Source organism: Solibacillus sp. FSL K6-1126, from assembly GCF_038003445.1.
GTDB classification, from domain to species: Bacteria; Bacillota; Bacilli; order Bacillales_A; family Planococcaceae; genus Solibacillus; species Solibacillus silvestris.
On record NZ_JBBOPD010000001.1, the window covers coordinates 2,812,610 to 2,838,820 of the forward strand.

The 26,211-nt window shown below is 40.0% G+C and carries 30 protein-coding genes and 2 other annotated features; of the genes, 2 read left to right on the plus strand and 28 right to left on the minus strand.

Annotated elements, in window-relative coordinates; translation table 11 throughout:
• Positions 1–11: 11 nt before the first annotated feature.
• The 4 genes from ruvB to MHH44_RS14005 all read right to left on the minus strand — a co-directional run bounded on the left by ruvB (position 12) and on the right by MHH44_RS14005 (position 3,708).
• The gene (ruvB, locus tag MHH44_RS13990) at positions 12–1,016 is read right to left on the minus strand and encodes a Holliday junction branch migration DNA helicase RuvB (protein WP_008405234.1); all 1,005 of its coding nucleotides are present in this window, start codon (positions 1,014–1,016) and stop codon (positions 12–14) included.
• A gap of 15 nt (positions 1,017–1,031) precedes the next feature.
• Positions 1,032–1,652: a Holliday junction branch migration protein RuvA gene (gene ruvA, locus MHH44_RS13995; RefSeq protein ID WP_008405232.1), complete on the minus strand. Its 621-nt coding sequence runs from the start codon at positions 1,650–1,652 to the stop codon at positions 1,032–1,034.
• Between the two features lie 152 nt (positions 1,653–1,804).
• Positions 1,805–2,587, minus strand: coding sequence for a phosphotransferase (locus MHH44_RS14000; protein WP_008405230.1), 783 nt, complete (start codon positions 2,585–2,587; stop codon positions 1,805–1,807).
• Between the two features lie 50 nt (positions 2,588–2,637).
• Positions 2,638–3,708 carry a LysM peptidoglycan-binding domain-containing protein gene (locus tag MHH44_RS14005; RefSeq protein WP_340798872.1) on the minus strand — a complete coding sequence of 357 codons (1,071 nt, stop codon included), beginning with the start codon at positions 3,706–3,708 and terminating at the stop codon, positions 2,638–2,640.
• A gap of 124 nt (positions 3,709–3,832) precedes the next feature.
• Here MHH44_RS14005 and MHH44_RS14010 point away from each other — a divergent pair, with 124 nt between their 5' ends.
• Positions 3,833–4,360: a transcription repressor NadR gene (locus tag MHH44_RS14010; RefSeq protein WP_014823343.1), complete on the plus strand. Its 528-nt coding sequence runs from the start codon at positions 3,833–3,835 to the stop codon at positions 4,358–4,360.
• A 57-nt stretch (positions 4,361–4,417) separates the two neighbouring features.
• Here the strand turns inward: MHH44_RS14010 and MHH44_RS14015 are convergent, their stop codons facing one another.
• The 24 genes from MHH44_RS14015 to MHH44_RS14130 form a co-directional block, all read right to left on the minus strand.
• Entirely contained in the window at positions 4,418–5,704 is a 1,287-nt protein-coding gene (locus tag MHH44_RS14015) for an FtsW/RodA/SpoVE family cell cycle protein (RefSeq protein WP_340798873.1), read from the minus strand.
• Complete coding sequence (locus MHH44_RS14020; RefSeq protein WP_340735391.1) at positions 5,694–6,089, minus strand: helix-turn-helix transcriptional regulator; 396 nt, start codon at positions 6,087–6,089, stop codon at positions 5,694–5,696. The genes MHH44_RS14015 and MHH44_RS14020 overlap by 11 nt, the downstream gene beginning before the upstream one ends.
• Positions 6,082–6,627 (minus strand): sigma-70 family RNA polymerase sigma factor, encoded by a 546-nt coding sequence (locus tag MHH44_RS14025; protein ID WP_008405221.1) that lies wholly within the window; start codon positions 6,625–6,627, stop codon positions 6,082–6,084. The genes MHH44_RS14020 and MHH44_RS14025 overlap by 8 nt, the downstream gene beginning before the upstream one ends.
• Before the next feature lie 402 nt (positions 6,628–7,029).
• A complete protein-coding gene (locus MHH44_RS14030; protein ID WP_008405219.1) occupies positions 7,030–7,419 on the minus strand; it encodes a thiol-disulfide oxidoreductase DCC family protein in 390 nt (129 codons plus the stop codon).
• A gap of 10 nt (positions 7,420–7,429) precedes the next feature.
• The gene (pheA, locus tag MHH44_RS14035; RefSeq protein ID WP_340798874.1) at positions 7,430–8,302 is read right to left on the minus strand and encodes a prephenate dehydratase; all 873 of its coding nucleotides are present in this window, start codon (positions 8,300–8,302) and stop codon (positions 7,430–7,432) included.
• A gap of 173 nt (positions 8,303–8,475) precedes the next feature.
• Positions 8,476–8,931, minus strand: a complete 456-nt coding sequence (locus MHH44_RS14040) for an ACT domain-containing protein (protein ID WP_008405215.1) — start codon at positions 8,929–8,931, stop codon at positions 8,476–8,478.
• A gap of 17 nt (positions 8,932–8,948) precedes the next feature.
• Positions 8,949–10,238 carry a GTPase ObgE gene (gene obgE, locus MHH44_RS14045; protein WP_008405214.1) on the minus strand — a complete coding sequence of 430 codons (1,290 nt, stop codon included), beginning with the start codon at positions 10,236–10,238 and terminating at the stop codon, positions 8,949–8,951.
• A 12-nt stretch (positions 10,239–10,250) separates the two neighbouring features.
• The gene (locus tag MHH44_RS14050; protein ID WP_008405211.1) at positions 10,251–10,766 is read right to left on the minus strand and encodes a Spo0B domain-containing protein; all 516 of its coding nucleotides are present in this window, start codon (positions 10,764–10,766) and stop codon (positions 10,251–10,253) included.
• Positions 10,767–10,955: 189 nt separating this feature from the next.
• Positions 10,956–11,252 (minus strand): 50S ribosomal protein L27, encoded by a 297-nt coding sequence (rpmA, locus tag MHH44_RS14055; protein ID WP_008405208.1) that lies wholly within the window; start codon positions 11,250–11,252, stop codon positions 10,956–10,958.
• A gap of 13 nt (positions 11,253–11,265) precedes the next feature.
• Positions 11,266–11,607: a ribosomal-processing cysteine protease Prp gene (locus MHH44_RS14060; RefSeq protein WP_008405207.1), complete on the minus strand. Its 342-nt coding sequence runs from the start codon at positions 11,605–11,607 to the stop codon at positions 11,266–11,268.
• Between the two features lie 16 nt (positions 11,608–11,623).
• Positions 11,624–11,932: a 50S ribosomal protein L21 gene (gene rplU, locus MHH44_RS14065; protein WP_008405205.1), complete on the minus strand. Its 309-nt coding sequence runs from the start codon at positions 11,930–11,932 to the stop codon at positions 11,624–11,626.
• A 14-nt stretch (positions 11,933–11,946) separates the two neighbouring features.
• Positions 11,947–12,024, minus strand: a sequence feature (ribosomal protein L21 leader region).
• Positions 12,025–12,069: 45 nt separating this feature from the next.
• A complete protein-coding gene (locus MHH44_RS14070) occupies positions 12,070–12,681 on the minus strand; it encodes a site-2 protease family protein (protein ID WP_008405204.1) in 612 nt (203 codons plus the stop codon).
• On the minus strand, positions 12,682–13,221 hold the full coding sequence (locus tag MHH44_RS14075; RefSeq protein ID WP_008405203.1) for a membrane protein: 540 nt from the start codon (positions 13,219–13,221) through the stop codon (positions 12,682–12,684). It lies immediately after the preceding gene.
• 119 nt (positions 13,222–13,340) lie between these two features.
• A complete protein-coding gene (gene minD, locus MHH44_RS14080) occupies positions 13,341–14,138 on the minus strand; it encodes a septum site-determining protein MinD (RefSeq protein WP_039966703.1) in 798 nt (265 codons plus the stop codon).
• Positions 14,139–14,225: 87 nt separating this feature from the next.
• A complete protein-coding gene (locus tag MHH44_RS14085) occupies positions 14,226–14,894 on the minus strand; it encodes a septum site-determining protein MinC (protein WP_014823334.1) in 669 nt (222 codons plus the stop codon).
• Positions 14,895–14,985: 91 nt separating this feature from the next.
• Positions 14,986–15,504 (minus strand): rod shape-determining protein MreD, encoded by a 519-nt coding sequence (mreD, locus tag MHH44_RS14090; RefSeq protein ID WP_008405199.1) that lies wholly within the window; start codon positions 15,502–15,504, stop codon positions 14,986–14,988.
• Entirely contained in the window at positions 15,504–16,421 is a 918-nt protein-coding gene (mreC, locus tag MHH44_RS14095) for a rod shape-determining protein MreC (RefSeq protein ID WP_340798875.1), read from the minus strand. The genes mreD and mreC overlap by 1 nt, the downstream gene beginning before the upstream one ends.
• Positions 16,422–16,433: 12 nt before the next feature.
• The gene (locus tag MHH44_RS14100; RefSeq protein WP_008405197.1) at positions 16,434–17,450 is read right to left on the minus strand and encodes a rod shape-determining protein; all 1,017 of its coding nucleotides are present in this window, start codon (positions 17,448–17,450) and stop codon (positions 16,434–16,436) included.
• 527 nt (positions 17,451–17,977) lie between these two features.
• Positions 17,978–18,676, minus strand: coding sequence for a RadC family protein (gene radC / locus MHH44_RS14105; RefSeq protein WP_008405196.1), 699 nt, complete (start codon positions 18,674–18,676; stop codon positions 17,978–17,980).
• An 11-nt stretch (positions 18,677–18,687) separates the two neighbouring features.
• Entirely contained in the window at positions 18,688–19,281 is a 594-nt protein-coding gene (locus tag MHH44_RS14110; protein WP_340798876.1) for a Maf family protein, read from the minus strand.
• A gap of 105 nt (positions 19,282–19,386) precedes the next feature.
• Complete coding sequence (locus MHH44_RS14115; protein WP_008405194.1) at positions 19,387–19,983, minus strand: hypothetical protein; 597 nt, start codon at positions 19,981–19,983, stop codon at positions 19,387–19,389.
• A gap of 240 nt (positions 19,984–20,223) precedes the next feature.
• Positions 20,224–21,471, minus strand: coding sequence for a bifunctional folylpolyglutamate synthase/dihydrofolate synthase (locus MHH44_RS14120; protein WP_340798877.1), 1,248 nt, complete (start codon positions 21,469–21,471; stop codon positions 20,224–20,226).
• Entirely contained in the window at positions 21,468–22,739 is a 1,272-nt protein-coding gene (locus MHH44_RS14125; RefSeq protein WP_340798878.1) for a bifunctional folylpolyglutamate synthase/dihydrofolate synthase, read from the minus strand. Before MHH44_RS14125 ends, MHH44_RS14120 begins: the two co-directional genes overlap by 4 nt.
• 94 nt (positions 22,740–22,833) lie before the next feature.
• The gene (locus MHH44_RS14130; RefSeq protein WP_340798879.1) at positions 22,834–25,476 is read right to left on the minus strand and encodes a valine--tRNA ligase; all 2,643 of its coding nucleotides are present in this window, start codon (positions 25,474–25,476) and stop codon (positions 22,834–22,836) included.
• 57 nt (positions 25,477–25,533) lie between these two features.
• Positions 25,534–25,894: a binding site (T-box leader), on the minus strand.
• Between the two features lie 117 nt (positions 25,895–26,011).
• Here MHH44_RS14130 and MHH44_RS14135 point away from each other — a divergent pair.
• The gene (locus tag MHH44_RS14135; protein ID WP_014823256.1) at positions 26,012–26,203 is read left to right on the plus strand and encodes a hypothetical protein; all 192 of its coding nucleotides are present in this window, start codon (positions 26,012–26,014) and stop codon (positions 26,201–26,203) included.
• Positions 26,204–26,211 lie beyond the last annotated feature (8 nt).

Here is a 26,211-nt window from a genome sequence, read left to right on the forward strand (position 1 = left end):
AAAACTTCCTTCTATTCTTTTTGTGTCTGCGGATAACCGAAATGGTCGTAACAAAGATTTGTCGCGATTCGGCCGCGTGGTGTTCGTTGAATAAATCCGATTTGCAATAAATATGGTTCATATACATCTTCAATCGTAATACGCTCTTCTCCGATCGATGCCGCTAATGCATCCAATCCGACAGGACCTCCGCCAAATCGTTCAATCATTGACTGCATCAATTTATGATCGATATGATCAAGTCCTCGTGGATCAACTTGCAGCAGTTCGAGTGCCTGTTCCGCCAAATTTGTGGAAACAATGCCATCTGCCAATACTTGTGCATAGTCACGGACACGTTTTAACAATCGATTTGCGATACGAGGTGTCCCTCGGGATCTGCGGGCAATTTCAAATGCCGCATGCTTATCCAGCACAACACCAAACAATTCACCGGAACGGATAACAATTTCGGCTAATGACTGCTCATCATAATATTCCAGTCGCGATAAAACACCAAAACGGTCACGAAGCGGTGCAGATAAAGCACCTGCTCTCGTTGTTGCACCAACGAGTGTAAATGGCGGCAACTCCAATCGGATCGAACGGGCTTCAGGACCTTTTCCGACTACGATATCCAGACAGAAATCTTCCATCGCAGAATAAAGCACTTCTTCAATCGCTCTTGGCAGGCGATGGATTTCATCGATAAAAAGCACATCCCCTGCTTCAAGAGAGCTTAAAATCGCTGCTAAATCACCAGGTCGCTCAATCGCAGGACCGCTCGTCATCTTTACATTTACATCCATCTCGTTCGCTATGACAATCGCTAACGTCGTCTTCCCTAAACCAGGTGGACCATAAAGGAGAACATGGTCAAGACTTTCCTGACGTAGCTTAGCGGCTTCGATAAATATTTTCAGGTTTTCTTTCACTTTATCTTGGCCTATGTATTGCGCTAAACGTTGCGGTCTTAAAGAAAGCTCAAACTGCTGCTCGGCATCTGTTGCTTCACCAGAAAGTACACGGTCTGACATGCTTCTCACTCCTTTTTATTTCAATTTCAACAACAGCTTCAATGCCTGTTTAATATAGGCGTCTGTCGTCGTTAACTTATCATCTTCACTTAATTGCGGTCTGATTTTGTCTAATTCCTTTTCTGAATAGCCTAATGCGACAAGTGCCAGCATCGCTTCCTGCAATTCATGTTCATTCGGATTCACTCCAAACAATGGCAGCTCATTTTCTGCACTTGGTAACTCGACGTGATCAAGCAGCATGTCCAGCTTCCCTTTTAGATCGAGAATCATTTGACGTGCTGTTTTTTTCCCGACGCCCGGGAAACGGATTAAAAATGCTTCATCTTCCATTTCAATTGCCTGAATGACTGAAGTCGGATTACCGCTCGCTAAAATAGCAAGCGCGCCCTTTGGACCAATGCCCGAAACTTGAATTAGCTTTTTAAATAATTCACGCTGCTCCAAACTATTGAACCCGTATAAATTTTGGGCATCTTCACGCACTTGCAAGGATACATATATTTGCTGTTCGCTTGCAGATGTACGGAATGCAAATGGATTTGGCGTATACAGCATCCAGCCAATGCCTTGTTGCTCTAATACAATATACTCGGGTGTAACCCTTGTAACCTGTCCTTTTAAATAATCATACATCGTTTTATCCCTCACATTTCTCGCTCTATTATAGCATAAGAGTTGTGAATTACCGAACGTATGTTGGTTCAAAAAGAAAAGACCGTCCTTTAAGACAGCCTTTAATAGTTTATCATATTCTTCTCCATCTAACATCGATTATAAACTGCCAATTACTTTTGCAATGTATCGATCTGTCTTGCAAAAGAATCGTAATTTTTCATCCAGTCATAAACAATCGATTGAATAAACGGATAGCAGGAAAGCTTTTGACGGTCGCTGAGTTTTAGATAAAACAGACATTCCCTTAATATTTCATTCGGGAAAAACAGATAATGAAGCTTTTCCTGCGCTTTATGCAAATAATGGTGGTCATTTACAAGCGGTTGTATTTCATACTGAACATGCGGCAATACGCGATGAAGCCATAAAATAATTTCATCTGAGGCTTCCCCTAAAGAAGCTAAATCAAAATCAATAAGTTTCACGTCTTCACCACGTAGCATCACATTATGATGAACAACATCCCCATGTAAAATCGTTTGCTTTTCACTCGGAACTGTTATTTGAGCCATTAAACCTAAGGCATAGGAAGCATGGTTGACTAAAATATCATAATTGCTTTTTAATAAACGTCTTAGTTCTCTTTCATGATGGATAAAACGCTCAAATCTCCTCTTCCACTTCTCCTCTAATCGATATGTGGACAAGATGCCTGTTTCCGCCCAAGGAATGACTTCACATGTTTCATGCAGTTTTTCGATTGCATGCAGGGAAAGCTGCTGATGTTCAAACCGTTTATACTCCGCACTTTTCCCTTCAAACCAAAACTGCTTTAATATATGCGGCTCTTCATTTTCTACAAGTGGAATATGATATGGAAATTGTATATTTTCAAGCTCTCGATGAATCGCTTTAACTTTCTGCGCCACAAAACCATTCTCATAGTACTTCATAAAAAAGGACCCTTTATGTGTATCCCACTTCCAGCAATTCTCTTTAATTACTATTGACATGACTTAGGCGGATGTGGCATTTGGTGCATTTGGGGCATCGTATTTGCTGGATATGGCATCATGTGCTGCATTGAATTTTCTTGATATGGCATCATGTGTGGGTAACAAGGGTTAGGTTGACGCATCATGTGGTCAATTTCTTCATAATACTGGTGCACTAGGTGATCTTTATCATGGCAATGGTCTTTCTTTAATGAAGACTCTTCATTAAAAATCGGCTGCATTTGCATTTGCATCGGCATCGACATTGGCATTGGCATTGGCTCCATGTACATATTTGGTTGCATTTGCATCGGGGATTCCATTGCCATTTGGTTACATTTTGAACATCCATGCATTTGAGGCATCGGCATTGGATGCATGTGCATTGGCATTGATTGCATGTGCATCGGAGATTCCATTGCCATTTGATGACATTTTGAACATACTGGCATTTGTGGCATCGGCATTGGCATCGGCATTGGCATGTGGTGACATGTTGGACACACAGGCATTTGCGGCATCGGCATTGGCATCGGCTGAATATAGTGTGGTTGTTCGATAAAAATCGGTTGTTGTGGTTGCTGCGGAGGTTGTTGAATAACCGGTTGCTGTGGCAATGGCATTGGTTGCGGTGCTGTCACCGTATTTTCAAATGTCGGCTGAACATGTACATGTGTTTGCCAGTTTGGCATTGGCATTGGCATCGGCATCGGCTGTGGTGCCGGTGGCTGGAAATAAATATCCCCTTGCCAAATCGGCTTTTGCGGCTGTGGCATCGGCATAGGTGCCGGTGTTGGTACAGGCACTGGTGCCGGCTTAACGATATGCTCTTTCTTCGGTGCCGGAGCTGGTGCAGGCATTTGTACCGGCTGCTCTTTAACAGATTTCGGCTGTTCCTTCACAGGTTGCCGCATTTCTTTTTTCGCTGTCGTGTCCGGTAAATAAATTTCCATCCCCGGAACAATATAATCAGGGTTTGCTAAATGGGCATTTAATCGCTTTAATTCATCAAAGCCAACCGCGTATTGCTTCGCGATTTTCCACAAAGTGTCTCCCTTTTGAACAATATGAACGCGCACTTCTTTCCTCCTTTTCTCGTAATAGCATATGCACAAATTGTGCTATTGCCACAATGTTCACGCTTAGCAAGCGGTAAATATGATAAGATGAAAAGGAACTGGTATGCTAATTGAGGTGAATATATTGAAAAAATTATTAGGTGAAGAACGGCGTTTGGAACTACTTGCATTGTTAAAAACGGCTGAACAGCCAATGACAGGTACAGATTTGGCGAAGCGTACAAATGTTTCAAGACAAGTCATCGTCAATGATATGAATTTATTGAAAGCACGAAATGAACCGATTGTAGCAACAAGCCAAGGGTATATTTATATGCACAATGTCCAGCAAACACGCCTTCAACGAAAAATTGTATGTATGCACAATCCAAATGAGGCAAAAGAAGAACTTTTCATATTGGTCGACTGTGGGGTTATGGTTGAAAGCGTTATAGTCGAGCATCCGGTATACGGAGAAATTACCGCTTCGATTATGGTATCAAACCGCTTGGAAGTGGAGCATTTTGTAAAACGCGTCCAAGAAACTAATGCCCTTTATCTTTCTGCATTAACGGACGGTACACACTTACATGTCATTAGCTCAACTTCTGAAGAAAGCTTGAATCTGGCAGAAGAGAAATTACGTCAGCGCGGGTTTTTAATTGAAAACTAAGATAAAACAGCTTATTCAAAAGACACCCTGTCACATGAATAAGCTGTTTTTTTATGATTAGTTCTGCTGCGCTCCACTCCCTATGAATGTTTTCCGGCGATACACGCTTAGTGCAGTCCCAATGACAAACGAGTTTATTAGAAGAGATGTAAAACCGTAACTTATAAAAGGAAGCGATAATCCGATAATCGGCAACCAACCAAGAATCATTGCCACAGAATATCCAAACTGCATGCAATAAAAAGATACTGCTCCGATTACAAGCATTTTGCCATATGAACGGGTTAATTGTTTTGCTTCCCAAAGTATACGAATTGCGATGGCGAATAATACCGTTACGACAGCAATTCCTGCAATGTAACCAAATTCCTGGATAAGCTGTACTAAAGCAAAATCTGTATGCCCTTCCGGAATATATCGGATCGTCTCTGCCCCAAACCACCCAGCTTCATTTAATGCATTTTTGATTGCCAGATAAATATAGCCTTCCTGTGTGGCATAGCTTTCCGGATTCAGAAAAGCATAGATACGTACAAGCTGGTAATGGTGCAGCTGCGGAGTCATCAGAAACACCGCACTAGCGATTAAGCCAATCACTGTTATACTTGTCAAAATTTTCGATTTTAGCGAGTAGTCACTTAAGTAAAACAAAATAGTAACGACCCCCGCATAAATAAGGGCTGCTGTCAGGTTTGGCGCACGTAAAATAAACCATAACGGCAAAACAAATAAGATGATTAACTGCCAACTTTTAAATTTCTTCTGTGTAAAAAAGCCTGCCCAAGCAATGAGCAGCAATGGTAAAACGGTCCAAACCTGAATCTGTATCGGCCCTACCATTAAATAGCTTTGCCCGGAAACCATAGCTGTCGGAAAATATTTTAATATCATTAACAAAATAAGGGCACCCAAATATATAGCTAGACTGAAACGCTCCAGCTTCCGATAATCGATATACATCAGTGCTGCTATCAATAGGACGGCACAAAGAAGGTGCAGCCATTTGTTTCGAATAAAATAATTAGTCATGTCTGCCCCAAAAATAACGGTACTATCAAATGTTAAAATCGGGATAAAGCTGGCCCCTAATAGAATAGCAACTAAACTAATCAGCAGCCAATCGACTTTGGGCCGGTGAATCTTGTCCATCGATTTTCCGAGTGCGGATGGTGAGCCCATTTCATCAATTGCTTTTCGTTCCGCTTCATCGGGTGTATACCCTTTTTTTAACCAGGCATTTTTCGAATGTTCTATATGGTGCTTTAATTCATCATATACATGTACCTGAGCTTCTTTTGAACGAATAAAGGCTGTTACTTTATTTAAAAAACGTTCACTCTGCATGCATACGCACCCCCAATAGACGCTCCTTCAATGTCAGTTTGATTTGTCCCTCTTGCTGTAATTGTTTTTTTCCGGTCTTCGTTAACTCATACCGCTTAACGCCGTCCGTCCAATTTGCGAGCACAAACCCATTCCTTTCCTGTTCATGAAGAATTGAATAGATGATTCCCTCATTATCGATTACATCCTGTATTCCCCTTACATGCAGTAATTGCGTAATTTCAATACCGGACTTTGCTTCAATTAAAAGTGATAAAATTACCCTTTTCAACTCATCGATGTTTAACTGTCGTTGGACATTTTCTTTATGCTGCTCTGTGAACTTTGTGTTGGAAAATGCGGTGCGATCCATCGCTTTTTTTAAATTTTTTAAACGATCATCCATTTTCTTCACGCTCCAGATGTTTTTTTAATAGCTGCTTTCCTTTTCTAAGCCTTGTTTTTACCGTGTTTTCACTAATTTGCAGTACTTCGGCCATTTCCTTCATCGTCTGATCTTCGTAATAGCACAAGTAAATAACTTCACGATATTTGACCGGCAGTGCCATGACCGCCTTGACTAAGTTATTATCTTCCTGCTGCTGTATGACTTCTTGTTCAACGGACATACCGCTTTCTACTTTCATAAAAACTTCATCATCTTTTGCTTCGACATTTTTGGCATACCAGCTTTTCAAATAATCTTTTGAATGATTAATTGCAATGCGCCAAAGCCATGTTTTTAACGATGAACCATATTGAAAAGAAGGGAGTGCCTTGTAGCATTTCACGAAAATTTCCTGCGTCAGATCCTCGGCAACCGAATGATTATGTACATATTGCATAACAAGCTTTAATATCTCTTCCCCGTACTGTTGCATTAATTCATCTATAATCATTTCATTTGATAAATTAGCGGTATCATTTATTAAATAACTTTCCACCTAAATACCTCCTTTCATCAATTAGACGAGCCTCGTTTTAGGAAAGTTTGATTTTCATAAGGAAAATTCTAATATAATTACAGAACTTCTAATAAAAATTTTTATCTTTGAATAAATTGTCGATTTTCTAAAATATCGTTTCGATGTTCTAATAATGGTTTGCTTTTTTCTAATATCGCAGCTGGATATTCAAATATCCTAATGATATTTTCTAATATCCCACAGCAATGTTCTAATATGTATGTCATGTATATTCTTTTCAACCCTACACTATTAGAATTTAATAAACTCATTGTATTTCCTAATAAAAGCCACATTTCTTCTAATAACCGCACCCCACTGTTCTCATAAAAATCCGAACAAAAAAAGCACTCCGCATGAAGCAGAGTGCACCTGTACATTTTATAAAAATCGTTTTCGCTGTTCCGGTGACGGTAGCATACATTCCTGCTTTTTTCCGAACCATTTGTAGCGATTTTTGGCAATCCAGCGATACACAAGATCACGAACGGGTTTTGGTACAACCACAAATACGTAAAACAGCTTCCACAAACCTGATAAGTTTCGTGTAATTTTAAGTGCGGCCGTCGATTCCGTAAAATGCTGGTCGTCTTCTATAAACACAATACTATCTGTGTTTTCCGGCACATCATACTCTTTTAACAATGCCCTTCCAACCTCACTTTGCAGCGACGCAAACTGAAACAATGCTTTCGGGTCACGTTTAATAATAAACTGGACACTTGCATCACAGAAATTGCACTCTCCATCAAATAATAGGATTCGCTTCATGCTCTTCACCTCACTCTGGTGTGACGTATGTATAATATGTACCGAGTGACTTCACTTTGCAGCCTAGTGCAATCAGTTCTTCCACTGCACCTTTCATCATCGGTTCCTCTTCATCTGCTAGTATATCAGTAATGAAGAAATAATTCCCCAGTCCTGTTTTAAGTGGTCGTGATTCAATCTTACTCAAGTTCAGTTTACGCCATGCAAATACCGAAAGTACTTGATGAAGCGCACCAGATACATCTGTCGGTAATGTAAGCATAAACGTAGTTTTCGGTTGTGCCTGCAACGGTACTAAACCATGCTTTATATTTTGCTTCGATAAAACGAAGAAGCGCGTATGATTAAAATGGAAATCATGGATATTGTGTTCGAGTATATGTAAATTATATTTTTCAGCGGCAGAAAAGTTCGCAACGGCAGCAATACAGCGGTCTTCAGTTTGGGATACAAGCTCTGCTGCGGCAGCAGTTGAAGAATACGATGTCTGTCTTACCCCTCCATGTTTATAATATAAATATTTATGGCACTGTGCTAAAGCATGCGGATGTGAATAAATCTCCTCGATTGCCTCTTTATTTTCCGCAAACTTTTTATTCACTAATAAATGCTGTTGAATTTTCGACATCACTTCAGCTGTAACGAAAAGCTCGGATTCATGGTACAAGTAGTCAATTGTTAGCGGAACAGAACCTTCCAGTGCATTTTCCACCGGGACTACCGCCAGCTCAACTTTCCCTTCCGATACCGCTTCAATGCATTCCGGAATCGACTTGTACGGAATATGCCAATCATGCGGAAATAGTCCCTTTGTTGCTAAATATGTAAATGATGCTTCCGGACCTAGGTAAGCAACTCTTTTTTCCCAATTTTTTTCTGACATCAATAAGCACCTCGATCATAAGTTCTAAATTTTCTGGAAATTTATCCTATAAGAAAAGCTGTCCAAAATGCCCTAAAACACATTGGACAGCAATTTTATTTATTATATCCTGATGTATTTGCACCGGAACATCTCACTTTTTCTGTTAAACAACATTGCTCTTCAAAGGAAAGTTAAAATGCGCCAGAACTGATTACTTCAGCAGATTCGATAAATTCAAGTTGATTTAAGCTGCGAATAAGTTCATCCAGCTCATAAGACATGCTTGTAACATCTAAAGAAAGCGTCACATTGGCACGTCCTTGAATCGGAATCGTCTGATGAATCGTCAGAACATTGCAATGTGCATCAGATACAGTTTCGAGTAATTTGGCAAGTGTACCTTTTCGATCTTGCAATTGAATGAAAACTGTTAAAATACGCTCTTGCACAATCGAATGGAAAGGAAAAACTGCATCACGATATTTATAAAATGCGCTTCGAGATAAATCCACTTCTTTTACCGCATCCCATATAGATGAAACAGATCCTTTTTGCAATAATTGTTTTGCTTCCAATGTTTTTTGCATCGCATCTGTCAGGACATCTTCACGCACTAAATAATATCGCTGATTTGCTACGTTTTTCATCGTCATCCCCCACTTAATTAGTCGACAAAGTCAAATTCGAATTCCATTAAACGTACAGTATCGCCGTTTTGGGCACCGCGTTTACGTAACTCTTCATCGACACCCATCGCACGTAATTGGCGAGCAAAGCGTCGAATACCGTCTTCACGGCTGAAGTCCGTCATTTTGAATAGGCGTTCGATTGTGTATCCTGAAAGAACATATGCACCATCGTCATCACGTGAAATTTCGAAGTCGCCGCCTTGGCCTTCATGCTTGTACATTACGACTGCATCTGATTCTTCTTCAAGTACATCGTGTAATAAGAACTCCGGTGTCACTTCTAAAAGATCCGCAATTTCAAATAGTAATGGCTTTAACCCTTGACGAGAAACCGCTGAAACCGGGAAGACCTTTACATCTTCTCCCACTTTCTTTTTAAACTCTTTCAAGTTTTCTTCGGCATTCGGCATATCCATTTTGTTTGCAACGACAATTTGAGGACGCTCAAGTAATCGTAAGTTATATTGTTCAAGCTCGTTGTTAATTGTTACATAATCATCATAAGGTTCGCGGCCTTCCATACCGGACATATCGATTACGTGTACGATTACACGTGTACGCTCAATGTGACGCAGGAACTGCATTCCTAATCCGACACCTTGGTGCGCACCCTCGATAAGACCAGGTAAATCTGCCATTGCGAATGAACGGCCATCATCAGTTTCCACCATGCCTAAGTTCGGTACGATTGTTGTAAAGTGATAAGCGCCGATTTTAGGTTTTGCAGAAGAAACAACAGAAAGTAATGTTGATTTACCAACAGAAGGGAAACCAACTAATCCAACATCCGCCAATACTTTCAATTCTAAAATTACTTCCAGCTCTTGACCTGGTTCGCCTTTTTCGGCTAATTCTGGTGCTGGGTTAGAAGGTGTCGCAAAACGGCAGTTACCACGTCCGCCACGGCCTGCTTTAGCAATTACAGCTTGTTGACCATGTTCAACTAAATCGGCAATGACTGTTTTTGTTTCAGCATTCATCACAACTGTTCCTGGTGGCACTTTTACGATTAAATCTTCTGCACGACGACCGTGCATCCCTTTACTCATTCCGTGCTCTCCACGTTCAGCTTTGAAGTGACGTTTGTAACGGAAATCCATTAGCGTACGTAAACCTTCTTCTACTTCAAATATAACGTTACCGCCTCGTGCTCCGTCTCCACCTGCAGGACCACCATTCGGTACATATTTTTCACGACGGAAGGCAACCATTCCATCCCCGCCGTCTCCACCTTTAACATAAATCTTTACGTGATCGACAAACATTTCTTTCACTCCTCATATGTGAAGAACATATTTCCAACTTGTATTCGTTTGTTCATATGTTTCCACATTAAAAATATTCTGTTCTATTGAAAATGGCGACTGTTCCCATTTTCCCTTTAAATGAAATGAAATATTCCATTTCTCTTCATATGTTTCGATGTTTAACAGTAATTGATGCTCTTCATATGGATCAAGCTTGTCGTAAACATGAATAATTGTGTTTTCCAAGTATTGAACAATCGCTTCATCGTACTTGCTTTGTATTGGTGCGTTTACATTACTTGTCATGCTTAGTTGTAAAGCCGGATAACGCCAACTCAGGGTATGAAGCCATTCCACTGTTTCCGTTAATTGAAGTCGATTGATGTTCGAAAGCATTTTACAATGTTCAGACTGGTCAAAAATTACCTTTTTCGCCTCGTCCACTCGTCCTAAATCTAAGTTCATCTGGATTAAATGAAGCTGATTCAAATAGTCGTGATTCGCAAAGCGTAATGCTTCACTTACAGTTAATTTTGAAACGGTCATTTTACACACTCCGTATTACAGTATTATTAGTATAACAAGTTTTTCATCAATTTTCCTTCCATACTTCATACTCATGCCATATTCAATACTTAAGAAAATTTCAACCATCCATTTATAAAGGCATCTCTTCATTTTTGTGCAAAAACTTAAAAAAGGACTGCAATAAATGCAGTCCTTTCATTGCAAGAATTATGCTTCTTGAGCTGTAGGGTATACAGATACTTTTTTCTTGTCGCGACCATAGCGTTCAAATTTAACAACGCCGTCAACTTTTGCGAATAATGTATCGTCACCACCGCGGCCTACGTTTGTACCTGGGTAAATTTTTGTACCGCGTTGACGGTAAAGAATTGAACCACCAGTAACAAATTGACCATCAGCGCGTTTAGCACCAAGGCGTTTAGACTCAGAGTCACGTCCGTTTTTAGTAGAACCTACACCTTTTTTAGATGCGAAGAATTGAAGATCTAAAGTTAATAATAACATTCTGTTCCACCTCCTAGATCATTTTATATTTCAATTCGATATATTCTGAATAGCTCGCAGTCATTGTATAGAACTGTGTCACCATTGTGTTCAGAATAACTTGTAATTTAGCGTCTGTTTCATCATTCAGTTCAGCTTGTGGAACAGTTACTTTTAAGTAACCGCCTTCAGCACCTTGTTCGATTTCAGGAGTAATTCCTGTAATTTGCGGGATTGCGTTCACTGCACCAAAGGCAACAGCAGAAGCACCAGCACAAACTAAATCTCGACCATAGATATCCGATAGAGCATGTCCTGAAATTTCAAATCCATACGATTTACGATTTTCATCACTATAAATAGTTACTGTAATCATATCCATCACCTACTTATTAAGCGTTGATAGCTTCAACTACTAATTTTGTGTAAGGTTGACGGTGACCTTGCTTACGACGGTAGTTCTTTTTCGCTTTAAGTTTGAAAACAGTAATTTTCTTTTGCTTACCTTCTTTAACAACTTTAGCTGTTACAGTAGCGCCAGCAACTGTTGGAGCTCCAACTTTAACTGTTTCTCCACCTACGAATAAAACTTTGTCAAAAGTAACGATTTCGTCAGCAGCCACACCTAGTTTTTCAACATAGATTTCTTGACCTGCTTCTACTTTGATTTGTTTACCACCAGTTTCGATAATTGCGTACATTAAAATGCACCTCCTCTTAGACTCAGACTCGCCCGGAATTGCAGGTGACCTATAAAGGTACTTAAACCTGTTCAGCGCGGTTGCAGTAGCACGGGTGCTACAAACAATAACATTAAAATACTACCACATCAGAATTATCAAGTCAACCGCTTCATAACTATTTTCTCAAAAGCAGAACGGTATTTTCGATATTTCCAATCTCCAATTACTTTGCTCCATAAAAAGAGGCTTATAATTGCTAAAGACAATGTCTGCGGCAATAAATATAATAGTACGATAATTGTTACCGTAAGTAAATAAAAAGAAGCCGTTAAATAAAATTCGAAAATTTTAGAAAACGGCCGCCATTTCAAAATGCTGTAACATAGTATTCTTCCACCATCCAGAGGCCAAATGGGGATGAGGTTAATAGCTAGAATAAAGAATTGAACTTCTATTAATCTCGCACTGAGCATATCGGGCAGGAATAAACTGATAAAAATCCCGAGACATGTTGCAACCGGTCCTCCAATAGCGATAATGATCAGTTGCTGATAGGATAACTGCAATTCATCCTTAATCGTCATCTCCCCGCCGTAAGGAACGATTTTACATTGCGTTATCTTGGCTCCGACAAGCTTTGCAGCGATAAAATGACCTAATTCATGAAATAATAACGAAACAATAATAACACTGTATAAAGCAATATCACCATATAATACGATTGATAAGAGCAGTAACAAAAATAATGGATGAATCGTAATTTTCATCTAAATCGGCTGTTCCTTTAGCCAGCGAATCGTTTCTTCCATATTTAAAATTTCCCCGTTACGTTCAATCTGAATATAGAGTTCCCCGCTTTTTTTCGTAGCGACAACTGCACCTTTTGTTACCGTTGTATAAGGCAATACATAGAAGTCGTCCACAAAACCAAACGTAACCGTATCCCCTGTATCATAAACAACCGAGACCGTTTTCCCGTTATATTTTGTATGGCCCGTAAACACAATCATCCCATCATACAATGCATTTAATACGAACGGTTCATCATACACGAGTAAATATCCGTCATTAAAACGATCAATCGTCTCAAAGAGCTGTAATTGACTAATCGATACATCTGCACTAACAGGGAGCTGCTGGTCTTCATTAGACAACATATTCACCACCGCTTTTCGCATCATGACTAAATCATCCGAACTATAGACAACCGAATGAATGACACGTTTTGTAGCGATATCCCCATAATAATTACAGCTATAAATAACAACAAAGACAATACTCGCGATGAGCCACTGCCATTTTTTCAAGCTCACCATCCCTCTTTTTGCACTAGTATATGTCAGGAACAACAATACAATTCAGGAAAGCCTGTACATAGAAAAAAAGCTGTATAGAATAGTAGATTACATTCCATACAGCTTACTTCTTATTTAAATAATGCTTTTATTTTTGCAAAAACGCCTTTTGGCTGATCATCTTCCAAGGACATTAACGGCACAGAGTCCCCTAATATACGGCGTGCGATATTACGGTATCCCAATGATGCTTTGTTATTCGGATTCATGACAATTGGTTCACCTTTATTGGATGAACTGATAACATCTTCACTATCGACAATGATTCCCAATAAATCAATCGATAAATGCGTTGTTACTTCTGTAATATCCATCGCATCTCCATTATTCATCAAGCTCTTACGGATTCGGTTAATAATAAGCTTAGGCGGTTCGATTGGTTCCTGTTCCAGCAATCCGATTATACGATCCGCATCTCTTACTGCTGAAATTTCAGGTGTTGTCACAACAATGGCACGATCTGCACCAGCGACCGCATTGCGATAGCCTTGCTCAATACCGGCCGGACAATCAATTAAAATATAGTCAAACTCACGCTTCAACTCATCGATCAAAGCTTTCATCTGTTCAGGGTTAATCGCGTTCTTGTCTGTATTTTGGGCAGCAGGCATCAAGTATAGACGTTCATCTACACGTTTGTCCTTTACTAATGCCTGATGCGTTTTGCAGCGGCCCTCAATGACGTCCACTAAATCATAAATGATCCGATTTTCCAAACCTAATATAACGTCTAAATTACGCAGTCCGATATCCGTATCGACTAGACAAACTTTCTTACCTTGAAGTGCCAATGCCGTTCCTAGGTTTGCAGTCGTAGTAGTTTTTCCTACTCCACCTTTTCCTGAAGTTATAACGATTGCTTCTCCCACATTAGCGGCCCCTTCCTTATATAAGGTAGCTTTTTGAGCTCCAGTTTCATCAGTATTCTTAGAGAATAATAATTCTTCATCACTCATTTAGCTTCCTCCTTTGAATGTTGATAAATTCGGTCGTACATTTCTTATTTCCTGGATTCTATCATATGCTATTACATTATTTTCTCCAAGATAGGCAAAAATCTGATCGGTATTGTCTAATATATATTGCGACTCGTTCGTCATTACTTCCACATAATTCCCAATCAATATATGTGTTGGTTCAAAATGTGACGCGGATACAATTGCTTGTTCATTGCCATCCATGCCTGCATGCACAATGCCTTTTAACTTACCCGCAATATGTACATTACCCCCTGCCTCAATACGTCCGTTTGGATTGACATCACCTAACACAAGAATATCGCCAGTAACACGAATCGTTTGTCCGGAACGCACAATTCCTACATATGTTTCAAAGCGACTAGTCTCAAGCAGTTTATGGCTTTCTTCTAATGTAATAACATCACTTTGAATTTTCTTCACACATAGCTTTTGCTGCCTTTCCACAATTTCAGTAAGCTGGTCTTTTTGCTCTTGTGTACAGTAACGTTTACCTAAGTGTAATTGTACATCTATTTTACCATCAAGATGGCCGTCTGTAACTTTTTTTCCAAGTTCTTCTACCAACTCTGTAAAAGAACATTGGTCATCCAAACGAAGTACTAACCCATCTTTTGTTCCTTTAATATGGATAAGTTGTTTTTTCATAGCTTTTTCAAGTCACCTCGCGCTACATAATAACGAAAAGAAAACAACCGGATTATGGATCCGCTTTGTTTCTTTTCGTTTTTTTAAAATGCTATTGTGCCCGTTGAAATACACGAGCGTTAAGACAATATTTAAACGCCCATGCAAGCATTATCAAAAATAATAGATTACCAATTGTTGTCGGAACTAACCGATTCACTAGGAACGGCTGAAGCGCCATCGTTGTAAATTGGAGCATATAGAAAAATTCATATACAACAAATTCGAAAACAATCATCAGCAATAATGCCAAAATCGTAGAAAATACTAGATGTGGATGAACACGTTTTACACACCATGCCGCTATATAACAGATAGCAGGATATAAAACCGTATAAAGACCAATAATATTAATATAAAACACATCAAAACAAAGTCCAAAAATAAGACCATAAATCATGGCTTTTTTTCGGCTGTAATAAATGGACAGAAAAATTAAATATAAAATTAAAAAACGCGGAATCAAATAATAGATTCCTTCACCCAACTGCAATGGGGAGAATACGGCAAACTCGGATTCAAGTAAAAACAGCAAGACAGCAACGAAGCCAATTAAAAATCGAGCGAGCATTACTTATCCCCCTCATTTTCATCGGCCGGTCCATTTACTAAATCTTCATTTGTACTGCCGCCATCAGAACCATCTACCGAAATTGTTTTGCGCTTAGCAATAATAACATGCTCGATCATTGAAAAATCTGCTGCTGGTTTGACATAGGCCATTTTCGTTAAACCGAAGTCATCAGTTGTCACTTCTGTAATCTCACCGATTAAGATACCTTTCGGGAAGATTCCCCCTAGTCCGGAAGACAATACTTTACCGCCTTCTTTAAGTTCCACTTTAGAATCGATACGCTTTAATAGTAATTCGTTACGCTCGACGTCATAACCTTCTACTAAACCATGAATTTCCTTATTCTTTTCATCATGTACAACCGCTGACACACGATAGTTTTCATTATTCGTATAAAGCAGTTCCACTTCTGAAGTATAAGGTGTTGCGATGACTATTTTACCAACTAGCCCTCGAGAAGTCATAACAGCCATGTTTTTTTCAACTCCATGTGCTGTCCCTTTGTTTAAAATAATTTTTTCTTCCCACTGATCAGGGTTTCTCGCGATGACCGTCGCCTGAATTGGGTCGAAATCACGCAAACTTTCCTCGATTGATGCGAGTTCACGCAATGAAGAATTTTCGGCCTTTAAAGTACTCACTTCTGCCTTTAGCACGGCAAAGTCTTCTAGACGCATTTTTAATTGCTGGTTCTCTTCATACGTATTTAACAGCGAATCAATATTGCTAAAAATACCTGTTATGTAATTAGCCGGCTTTGCGACAAGGGATTGTGCAAAGCCAACTGTATCTTTAATAATTTTCTCGGGTAATGTTGCGTTATGACGATCACGTAAAGAGAAACCAATCAATGCCACTAGAAAAATCACGCTTACTAATAGGACAATTAACTTTTTATTAGAAAAATGTGGCACTGCCAGTCCTCCTTACTTCAGTTGTTGTGCGCGAATTAAAGCGATGTTGTCCAATGCTTTACCCGTTCCGATTGCAACACAATCCAGCGGATCTTCAGCAATAAATACAGGCATTTTTGTTTCATCACTGATTACTTTATCTAAATTACGTAATAATGCGCCACCGCCTGTTAAAACAATACCACGCTCCATTACGTCTGCAGATAATTCAGGTGGTGTTTGTTCCAATGTTTTCTTAACACCATCTAAAATAACAACAATCGCTTCATGTAAAGATTTTGAAATTTCATCTGATGTAATTTCAATTGTTTTTGGTAAACCCGTTAACAAGTCGCGTCCGCGAATTTCCATCGTTTCAGCAGGTCCTTCAGCAAGTGCTGTACCGATTTCTACTTTGATGCTTTCTGCTGTACGCTCACCAATTGTTAAGTTATATGTTTTACGGATGTAGGCGATAATAGATTGATCCATTGCATCACCACCGACACGTACTGATTCACTTGTTACAATACCGCCTAGAGAAATAACAGCTACTTCTGTTGTACCTCCACCGATATCAACTACCATCGAACCTGTTGGCTCCCATACCGGCAAGTTTGCCCCGATTGCTGCAGCAAATGGTTCTTCAATTGTAAATGCTTCTTTTGCACCCGCTTGACGACTTGCATCAATAACAGCACGTTGCTCAACCGAAGTAATACCATATGGCACACAAATCATGACATTCGGTTTCTTCCAGTTAGAACCCGATGCTTTCATTGCTTCTTTTAAATAATATTGGATCATTGCTGTTGTAATTTCGAAATCAGCAATAACGCCATCTTTCATCGGGCGGATTGCCACGATTGAACCCGGTGTACGACCGATCATATTTTTTGCGTCGTTTCCGACTGCTACAATATCGCCAGTTTTTGTATTTTTCGCTACTACTGATGGTTCACGTAATACAATTCCTTTACCTTTTACAAATACTAATGTATTAGCTGTGCCAAGATCAATCCCGACATCTTTATTCCCTAATCCAAACAAATTAAGTACTCCCTTTCTTATTAAAACGATTTCTAATTTATGATGCTAGCAAAATCATACGCTCTATTATAACGAATTACATCAAAAAATTATAGTGTTACAAGCACCGAATCGCGACTTTTGTCGAATGTTTTTTTCTACAACACTACTTTACTATTGTATTTCTATTTCCGTTACGAAACAAATAAAATTAATATGTAAGATTTAACAAAATCGCCACATGCTTATGACGAATATAACAAATAAAAGTTGCAATTGCGAAAATTGTCGACGAATTTTTAAATCCGTAATAATTGTTATCGCAATGTAATAATTTGAAACTTCTATCAGTGGGGGTTTTCTACCTCCCTGAATTAGAGGGAACACGATCTAAAACCGTCCCATCCTGTGACAGCACTTAGGGATCCATTGGGTTTTTACAGTATTCTGAATTCGTCTTACTACCTGTTAATTCGTGATTAAATAACTGCAAAATAAAAAGACAAACGCTTTAATACGTTTGTCCAGTTGCTTAGGATTCCTTAGAATTAGAAATATCCCTTTTCTTTCATGCTTATAAACTGATGATCACCGATGATAACATGGTCGAGCAAGTCGACCCCGACTATTTTACCTGCTTCATAAAGCCTTGTTGTGACATCAATATCTTCCGGACTTGGTGTCGGGATGCCGCTTGGATGGTTGTGGGAACAGATTATAGAAGCAGCGGAACGTTTTACAGCTTCGCGGAATATTTCCCGAGGGTGGACGATGCTGGCATTCAAGCTGCCAACAAAGATTGTTTGCTTATGAAGCACCTGATTTTTTACGTTGAGAAAGAGACAGACAAAATGTTCCTGCTGTAAGGACGTCATATCCTGCATTAAAAAGGTGGCTGCATCTTCCGGAGATCGAATAGTAAAGCGTTCTTCTAAATCTCTCGACGCAAGTCGTCTTCCCAGTTCAATCGCAGCGAGCAGTAAAACCGCTTTTGCTTCTCCTATTCCTTTTATCTCTGTTATTTCTTCCAGTGTTGCATGCTTTAAATTATGCAATTTTTCGAAGTTGATCAGTACCCGGTTAGCTACGGTCAACACAGACTCTCTTTTTGTCCCGGTCCCGAGCAAGATGGCGATCAGTTCCTGATTTGACAGACTCTTTGCTCCTTGGCGGATGAGGCGTTCACGCGGGCGGTCTGATTCATGAACATCATGGATTTTCATATTCAATAACGGTTGGACCGTCATTTACATCACTCCTAAAATGGTAGTTTTAGTAGTTGTAATGTAAGCATTTTTTGAACTAATGTAGCAATCGGTAAACCGACGACATTATTGTAGTCCCCTTCAATACGGTCAACGAGCATGGCGCCACTCGTTTGAATTCCGTATCCGCCTGCTTTATCGAATGGATCTCCTGTCTGAACATAGGCCTTGATCAATTGCGGAGAAATTTCTTTAAATAGTACAGATGTTACTTCTACAAAAGTATGCTCTGTTCCGTCAGCCAAAATAAGGGCTACAGCAGTCATTACTTCATGGCGATTCCCGGCAAGCTTTGTTAGATGCTCTATGGCTTCTTCCTCCGAAACAGGCTTGTGCAGTATTTGATTATTAAACACAACAATTGTATCCGCTCCGATAATACATTTCCCCTGACATTTCTTGGCCACATCACGTGATTTCAACAATGCCACTTCTGTCACATATTCACGAGCCGTATCGACTGTTACGCTTGTTTCAACAACATCGCTCGTCACAATGGTAAACGGGATATTCAGCATTTGAAGCAGTTCCTTTCTCCTTGGTGAAGCAGAAGCTAATATTAGTTGTTCATTTGTAGTAAAATTCATTTCCAATCCTCCTACCCACTATAGTAACCGAGAAAAGGAAATTTGGACAACAGCCAACTCTAGTTGCAAATATTCAAAAACAAGATTTCTGTATGTTTACATTGATTAAAATGTTACTTTCAAGCAATCCAAACTCTCAAAATAATTTATAAACATATGCAGACGAACAACATTCGGATTCGTGGAAAGCTTAGAAACTTCCGTCATAAGTGCCGTCCAGTCTTTTGGCACTTGTTGTTTGTCAATTGCTTCTGTATCTTCCAATGAGAACATTTTCGAATCTTTCAATGTGACCGGCAGCTGAAATTCTGCAGGATTAGGACAGCTGCTCATAATCGTAATTTTTTTATAAAATCCGGTCGGTACAATCGTTAATGCTGTTTCCACTTTTTCTGTGTCTAGTCGGGACCAGACAAAATACTGCTCGTCCACTTTAACAACTGCTGCCTTATTTAGCGTAGGATAAGTGCCTAAAAATTGTGCTGCACTATCAAAATTTGAAAAAACACCATGCTGCAACGCAAAATACTGTTGCTGTACTTGCTGCTCCTCGGGTGTTTGAACTGTCGGGATTGTTTCTGCAGCTTCTTCGGTTGTCGTCGGTAGTTGCAGAATAAAAACAAATAGTATGACGCCAGCAAGCCCTGTAATACTTCCAATGAACATTGCTTGAAAAATGGCATTATTCCTTAAAGCTTTCATCGTTGCCACAGCTCCATCTCTTTTTCATACAATAATAGCAAAATAGCGATAAAAAAAGAGGAGACTGCTGTCGCCTCCCTCTAAAAAGTTTTCGCTATTATTCCTCATTATTTGCAATTGAAGTCCGTTTGTTTCTATTAATTTGCTTTTCAAATCAGTTTGGACGCTTTCCACGGGCACTCGTGACCTTGGAGTCACAGGCATCTTGCTTTTCCTGTAGGAACCGTTTCTCCAGCTGCATTAGTGCATATTTCGTCGAATTTCACTTAGTAAATAAAGTGAGCCGGTTACAATTCGAACCGTGTCACCTTTTACTAAACCTTGTAAAAATTCGTTTACATCATCTATTATTTGTTTTTCCTTTGCTTGACTAAGTTCGTAAAGAGTCATTGCCTGCATTGCACGTTCATTATGAATATTGGCGAAATAAAAAGCATCACCGACTTCTTCCAATAACTGCAGAATTGTTTTGATATCCTTGTCCGCCAGTAGCCCGATAATAAATTCAATTCGCTTATTCGGAAAATTCTCTTTAACCGTATCAACCAATGACTGAATGCTTGCAGGATTATGCGCTCCGTCAAAATAAAGATTGGGGCTAATTTGTTCAAAGCGCCCGGCAAGTGTTGCATTGTTCACACCATTGCGGATTTTTTGAATATCTAGCAGCAGTTCGAATTTCTTTATAACTTCCAGAAAAGCAGTAATGGCCAATACCATATTATGCCCTTGATGTTTCCCCAATAGCTGACGCTGTAAATCGGAAATAGTAATTTGCTGTAATGGGTAATCATACGTTTCTGTCCCATCAAGTTTTGTAACGAAAAAATCCTTTCCAAACTTGGATAATAGCACATTTTTTTGAATGGCTTCTTTTTCAAAAACTTCCGTAACCTCTTCTGTCATATCCCCAATGACAGCAGGACGGTTTTCTTTCAATATACCGGCTTTATGATACGCGATACTCGTTAATGTATTGCCCAAAAAATTCGTATGTTCCAAAGCAATACTCGGTACTACCGAAACAATCGGTGTCACAACATTTGTACTGTCTTCTCTGCCGCCCATGCCTGCTTCGATTAATACTAAGTCCGGACTTTGCTCAGCAAAATATAAAAGCGCAACTGCCGTCAACAGTTCAAAGTCCGTTAGTTTTCCGCTAAGCCCCGCTTTCGCCAATTGCTGAAACATCCGATCCATCTGTTCATTCGTGATTGGACGGCCATCAACCTGTATTTGGTCATGAACATCCACAATGCAAGGTGACATGAATTTCCCGACCGATAACCCGTATTCCCGTGCCATCCCTTCAATGAAAGCCAATGTTGAACCTTTTCCGTTCGTTCCCGCTAGATGAACGGCATTCAGTTGTTTTTGTGGCTCACCTAACTTACGGAGCGCGAATTCAATTGCCTCCAAACCCGGCTTGATCGCTTGTTCACTTTCCACTTGCCAACGCTCTTTATATACTTCCAGTAATGGAATCATGAAATCCACTCTCTTTCTATAAACAGACTGCGCACTTCAGCGATAAAATACAAAGAGCCGGTAATAACGAGCAGCTCGTCTTCAGCCAAATGATCCATTTCTTTTTCAATTAGCACCTGCCAGTTTGAATGCATAAACTTTTTTGAATGTGTACTTTGTTCAAATAACTGCTTCGCTGTTGCTGCACGCGGCAGATCAATTTGTGTGAAGTGCATTTCAGATGCGACATCATCCATTAACTTTATACTTACTGCATGATCCTTGTCCTGTAATGCAGCATAGACAAACTTCACTTTATGCTTCGGCGCGGTATCTTTCAAAGTTTTAATGAGGGCAGTCGTCCCTTCCGAATTATGGGCACCGTCTAAAATGACATTATGGCGTACCCGTTCAAAACGCCCTTCCCACTTTGCATGCTGCAAGGCCAGTTTTACTTTTTGTGCATCAAACGATGAAAGGAATAAATCGGCTGCCGTAATGGCAAGCGCGGCATTCGCCTTTTGATGTTCCCCTGCCATCGCAAGTTCAATCTTGTCAATGCTGATATTGCCTCTGTAGTCAAAAAAAGCACCTTTTTGATTCTCTACATAAAAGTGTTTGCTTATCGTATAAATCGGTGCATGCTGTTGTGCTGCGGTTTGTTGAATTACCGCTAGAGCTTCCAGATTTTCTACTCCGACAACGACCGGCTTACCTTGCTTAATAATTCCGGCTTTTTCTGCGGCAATTTCCGCATACGTTTCCCCTAGCATATCTGTATGTTCAAGCGATATCGTAGTAATAACACTCACTTCCGGGGTCACAACATTTGTCGAGTCCAAACGTCCGCCAATCCCGGTTTCAAGCAAAGCGATATCCAATGATCGCTCCGAAAAGTATTTTAGGGCAAGTAATGTCATGAACTCAAAAAAGCTTGGAAACTTTCCGTCCAATTTATTTCCAACAACTTCCGCAATCTCGTTTGCAATACGTAAAAAGTCCTCATCGGAAATTTGCTGTTTATTGATCGTCACCCGTTCATTCGCACGCTCTAAATGCGGAGATATGAAGGCACCGACCGTTAAGCCATGCTCGATTAAAATCTCACGCGTTGCATTCAATGTTGAACCTTTTCCATTGGAACCTGCAAAATGAATGAATTTCGTTTTTTGTTCCGGATTGCCAAGTGCATCCAGGATAATCTTCGCCGACTGTAATGGTTCGCCTTTATATTGGCTTGCTTTTAACTTAAAAATAAAATTTGTGCACTGCTCCATCGTTTGAAACATTATGTTCTCTCCCTAATACGGCTAATATGTAATATATTTTATTATAGCTGAATTAAAAGAAAGAGGTACCATTATACGGTACCTCTCTTTGGCATTACATGTTTTTCAGTTCTGCAATGCGTTTTTCAACTGTTGCGAATTTTGCTTCATAATCCGCCAGTTTTTCGCGCTCTGTTGCTACTAATGCTTCCGGTGCTTTTGAAACGAATCGTTCATTTGATAACTTTCCAGAAACTAATTTTACTTCTTTAGCCCATTTGTCGAGTTCTTTTTCAAGACGTGCGATTTCTTCTTCAATATTGATTAAGCCTGCAAGTGGCATGAAGATTTCTGCGCCTGAAACTACTGCTGACATTGCTTGTGCTGGTGCTTCAAGATTCGCCCCGATTGTTAAGCCATCCGGGTTACAGAATTTTTCAATATAGCCTTTGTTCACTTCAAGCACTGCCGATGTTTGTTCATCTTTTGCTGAAATCGTCATCGGTACTTTTTTGCTCATTGGTGTATTCACTTCTGCACGAATATTACGTACTGAACGGATAATATCCATTAACAGCTGCATATCGCCTGCTTCTGCCGTAAAGTTGAATGCTGGGTTTACAGTCGGCCATGCAGCTACCGTAATAGACTCACCTTCATGTGGCAAGTGCTGCCAAATTTCTTCTGTTACGAATGGCATGAATGGGTGCAGTAAACGCATCGTATTGTCTAAAACGTACGCAAGAACTGAACGTGTCGTTAATTTAGTTGCTTCATCTTCACCATACAACGGCAATTTCGCCATTTCGATATACCACGAACAGAAGTCATCCCAGATAAAGTTGTAAAGTTCACGGCCTACTTCACCGAACTCGTATTTATCAGATAAAGTTGTTACACGGTCAATCGTTTCGTTCAAGCGTGAAAGAATCCATTTATCCGCTGTAGAAAGGTTGCCTGTTAAATCGATTTGTTCAAATGTTAGGCCTTCCATGTTCATCAATGCAAAACGAGAAGCATTCCAGATTTTATTTACGAAGTTCCATGTAGATTCTACTTTTTCTGTAGAGTAACGTAAATCTTGACCTGGAGATGAACCTGTTGCAAGGAAGTAACGCAATGAATCCGCACCATATTGGTCGATTACATCCATCGGGTCAACCCCGTTCCCAAGAGATTTAGACATTTTGCGTCCTTCAGCATCACGAACTAAACCATGGATTAAAACGTCTTTAAATGGACGCTCGCCTGTAAATTCTTTCCCTTGGAAAATCATGCGGCTTACCCAGAAGAAGATGATATCATAGCCCGTTACCAACGTATTTGTCGGGTAGTAGCGCTTGAACATTTCAGATTCTTCATTTGGCCAATCCATTGTAGAAAACGGCCATAAAGCAGATGAGAACCACGTATCAAGAACATCTTCGTCCTGTGTCCAATTCTCAGCATCTTCAGGTGCTTCTTTTCCTACATAAAGCTCGCCTGTTTCTTTGTTGTACCAAGCTGGAATTTGATGACCCCACCATAATTGACGTGAAATACACCAGTCATGGATATTTTCCATCCAGCGGTTATATGTGTTTTCAAAACGATTTGGTACGAAGTTTACTTTTTCATTTTCATCTGCTTGCATTTTTAATGCTTCTTCAGCTAGTGGAGCCATTTTTACGAACCACTGCTTAGAAAGGTATGGTTCTACAACAGCATTCGTACGCTCTGAGTGGCCTACTTGGTGTACATGTGGCTCGATTTCTATTAATACGCCTGCCTCTTGCAAATCCGCAACAATTTGCTTACGGCATTCGAAACGATCCATACCCGCATATTTACCAGCTAAGTCATTCATTGTACCATCTTCGTTCATTACTAAAATACGTTCTAAGTTATGACGATTACCAACTTCAAAGTCGTTCGGGTCATGTGCCGGTGTCATTTTTACAACACCTGTACCGAATTCCATATCTACATAGTCATCTGCTACAATTGGAATTTCGCGACCTACGATAGGTAAAATGACAGTTTTCCCTACTAAGTGTGCATAGCGCTCATCTTCAGGGTGTACAGCTACACCAGAGTCACCTAGCATTGTTTCCGGACGAGTTGTTGCAACGCGTAATTTACCTGAACCATCAGCAAGCGGGTATTCCATATGATAGAATGCGCCTTCTACTTCTTTGTGAATTACTTCGATGTCTGAAAGGGCTGTTTTGGCAGCTGGGTCCCAGTTAATAATACGCTCACCACGGTAAATGTAGCCTTTTTCGTATAATTTAACGAATACTTCTTTTACAGCATCCGATAAACCATCGTCGAGTGTGAAACGCTCTTTTGAATAGTCTAAGCCTAAACCTAATTTCGACCATTGTGCACGGATGTGAGAAGCGTATTCCTCTTTCCATTCCCATGTTTTTTCAAGGAACTTTTCACGGCCAAGATCATAGCGGGTAATACCTTCACCGCGCAATTTTTCTTCTACTTTCGCCTGTGTCGCAATACCCGCATGGTCCATACCCGGCAACCATAGTGCGTCATATCCTTGCATGCGTTTCATACGAATTAAAATATCTTGTAATGTTGTATCCCAAGCGTGGCCAAGGTGCAGCTTACCTGTTACGTTTGGCGGTGGGATAACGATAGAGTATGGTTCCTTATCGCTTGTTGGATCTGCTTCGAAAAATTTGCCTTTTAACCACCATTCATAGCGGCCGGCTTCAGTTTCCTGCGGATCGTATTTTGTTGGCATTGTAATTTCCGTCATGATGAATCTCTCCTTTGTCACCTTATTATTGGACATAAAAAAACTCCCTTCGTCTTAAAAAAGGACGAGGGAGTTAATTCGCGGTACCACCTTTATTTCCGAGGGGCTTAAGTCAATCGTTCGCATTCTTCGTCTCCACTCGGCAATCCTCACGAACTATTTGTTCATTGTCGTTGCTTCGTCGTTACTTGACTGGCAAATGCTTCTTTTCAGCATTTCCCCGTCATGCGCTCGCATAATTTCCTTAAGCTTTTCGGCACTTCATTCGATAACGGTGTTTAACCGGATCCTAGTTACTGTTAGTTCACTAAGTCAGCTCCTAGGCTACCTTCTGCATAGTTGATGGAGAAACTTTTCAGCTACCGTTTCCTCTCTTGCCATCGATCTCATACGTACTCTTCCTAATCTTCGCTTCAATTATATAGTTGCACTTTATTTTAAGCTGTTTTTAATGAAATATCAAGCACGAATGGGGAATATACTTTAACACGTTATCCGTTCTCTTCACATATACTATGCAAAAGGAGTCTGGACATTGCGAAAAAACTACAATCCATATTTATTGCCTCCATGGCTGAGAAAATTCCGTTTCTTTATGCGCCATTGTATTTTGCCGATTACGATTTTTCAGGCGATCCGAACGGTCTTGCTTCCGACAACGGGTGATATATTATTGCTGGCCCTTCTAATTTTATTTACTTACTTATTGCTCACAGATTTCATTTAACAAAAAAA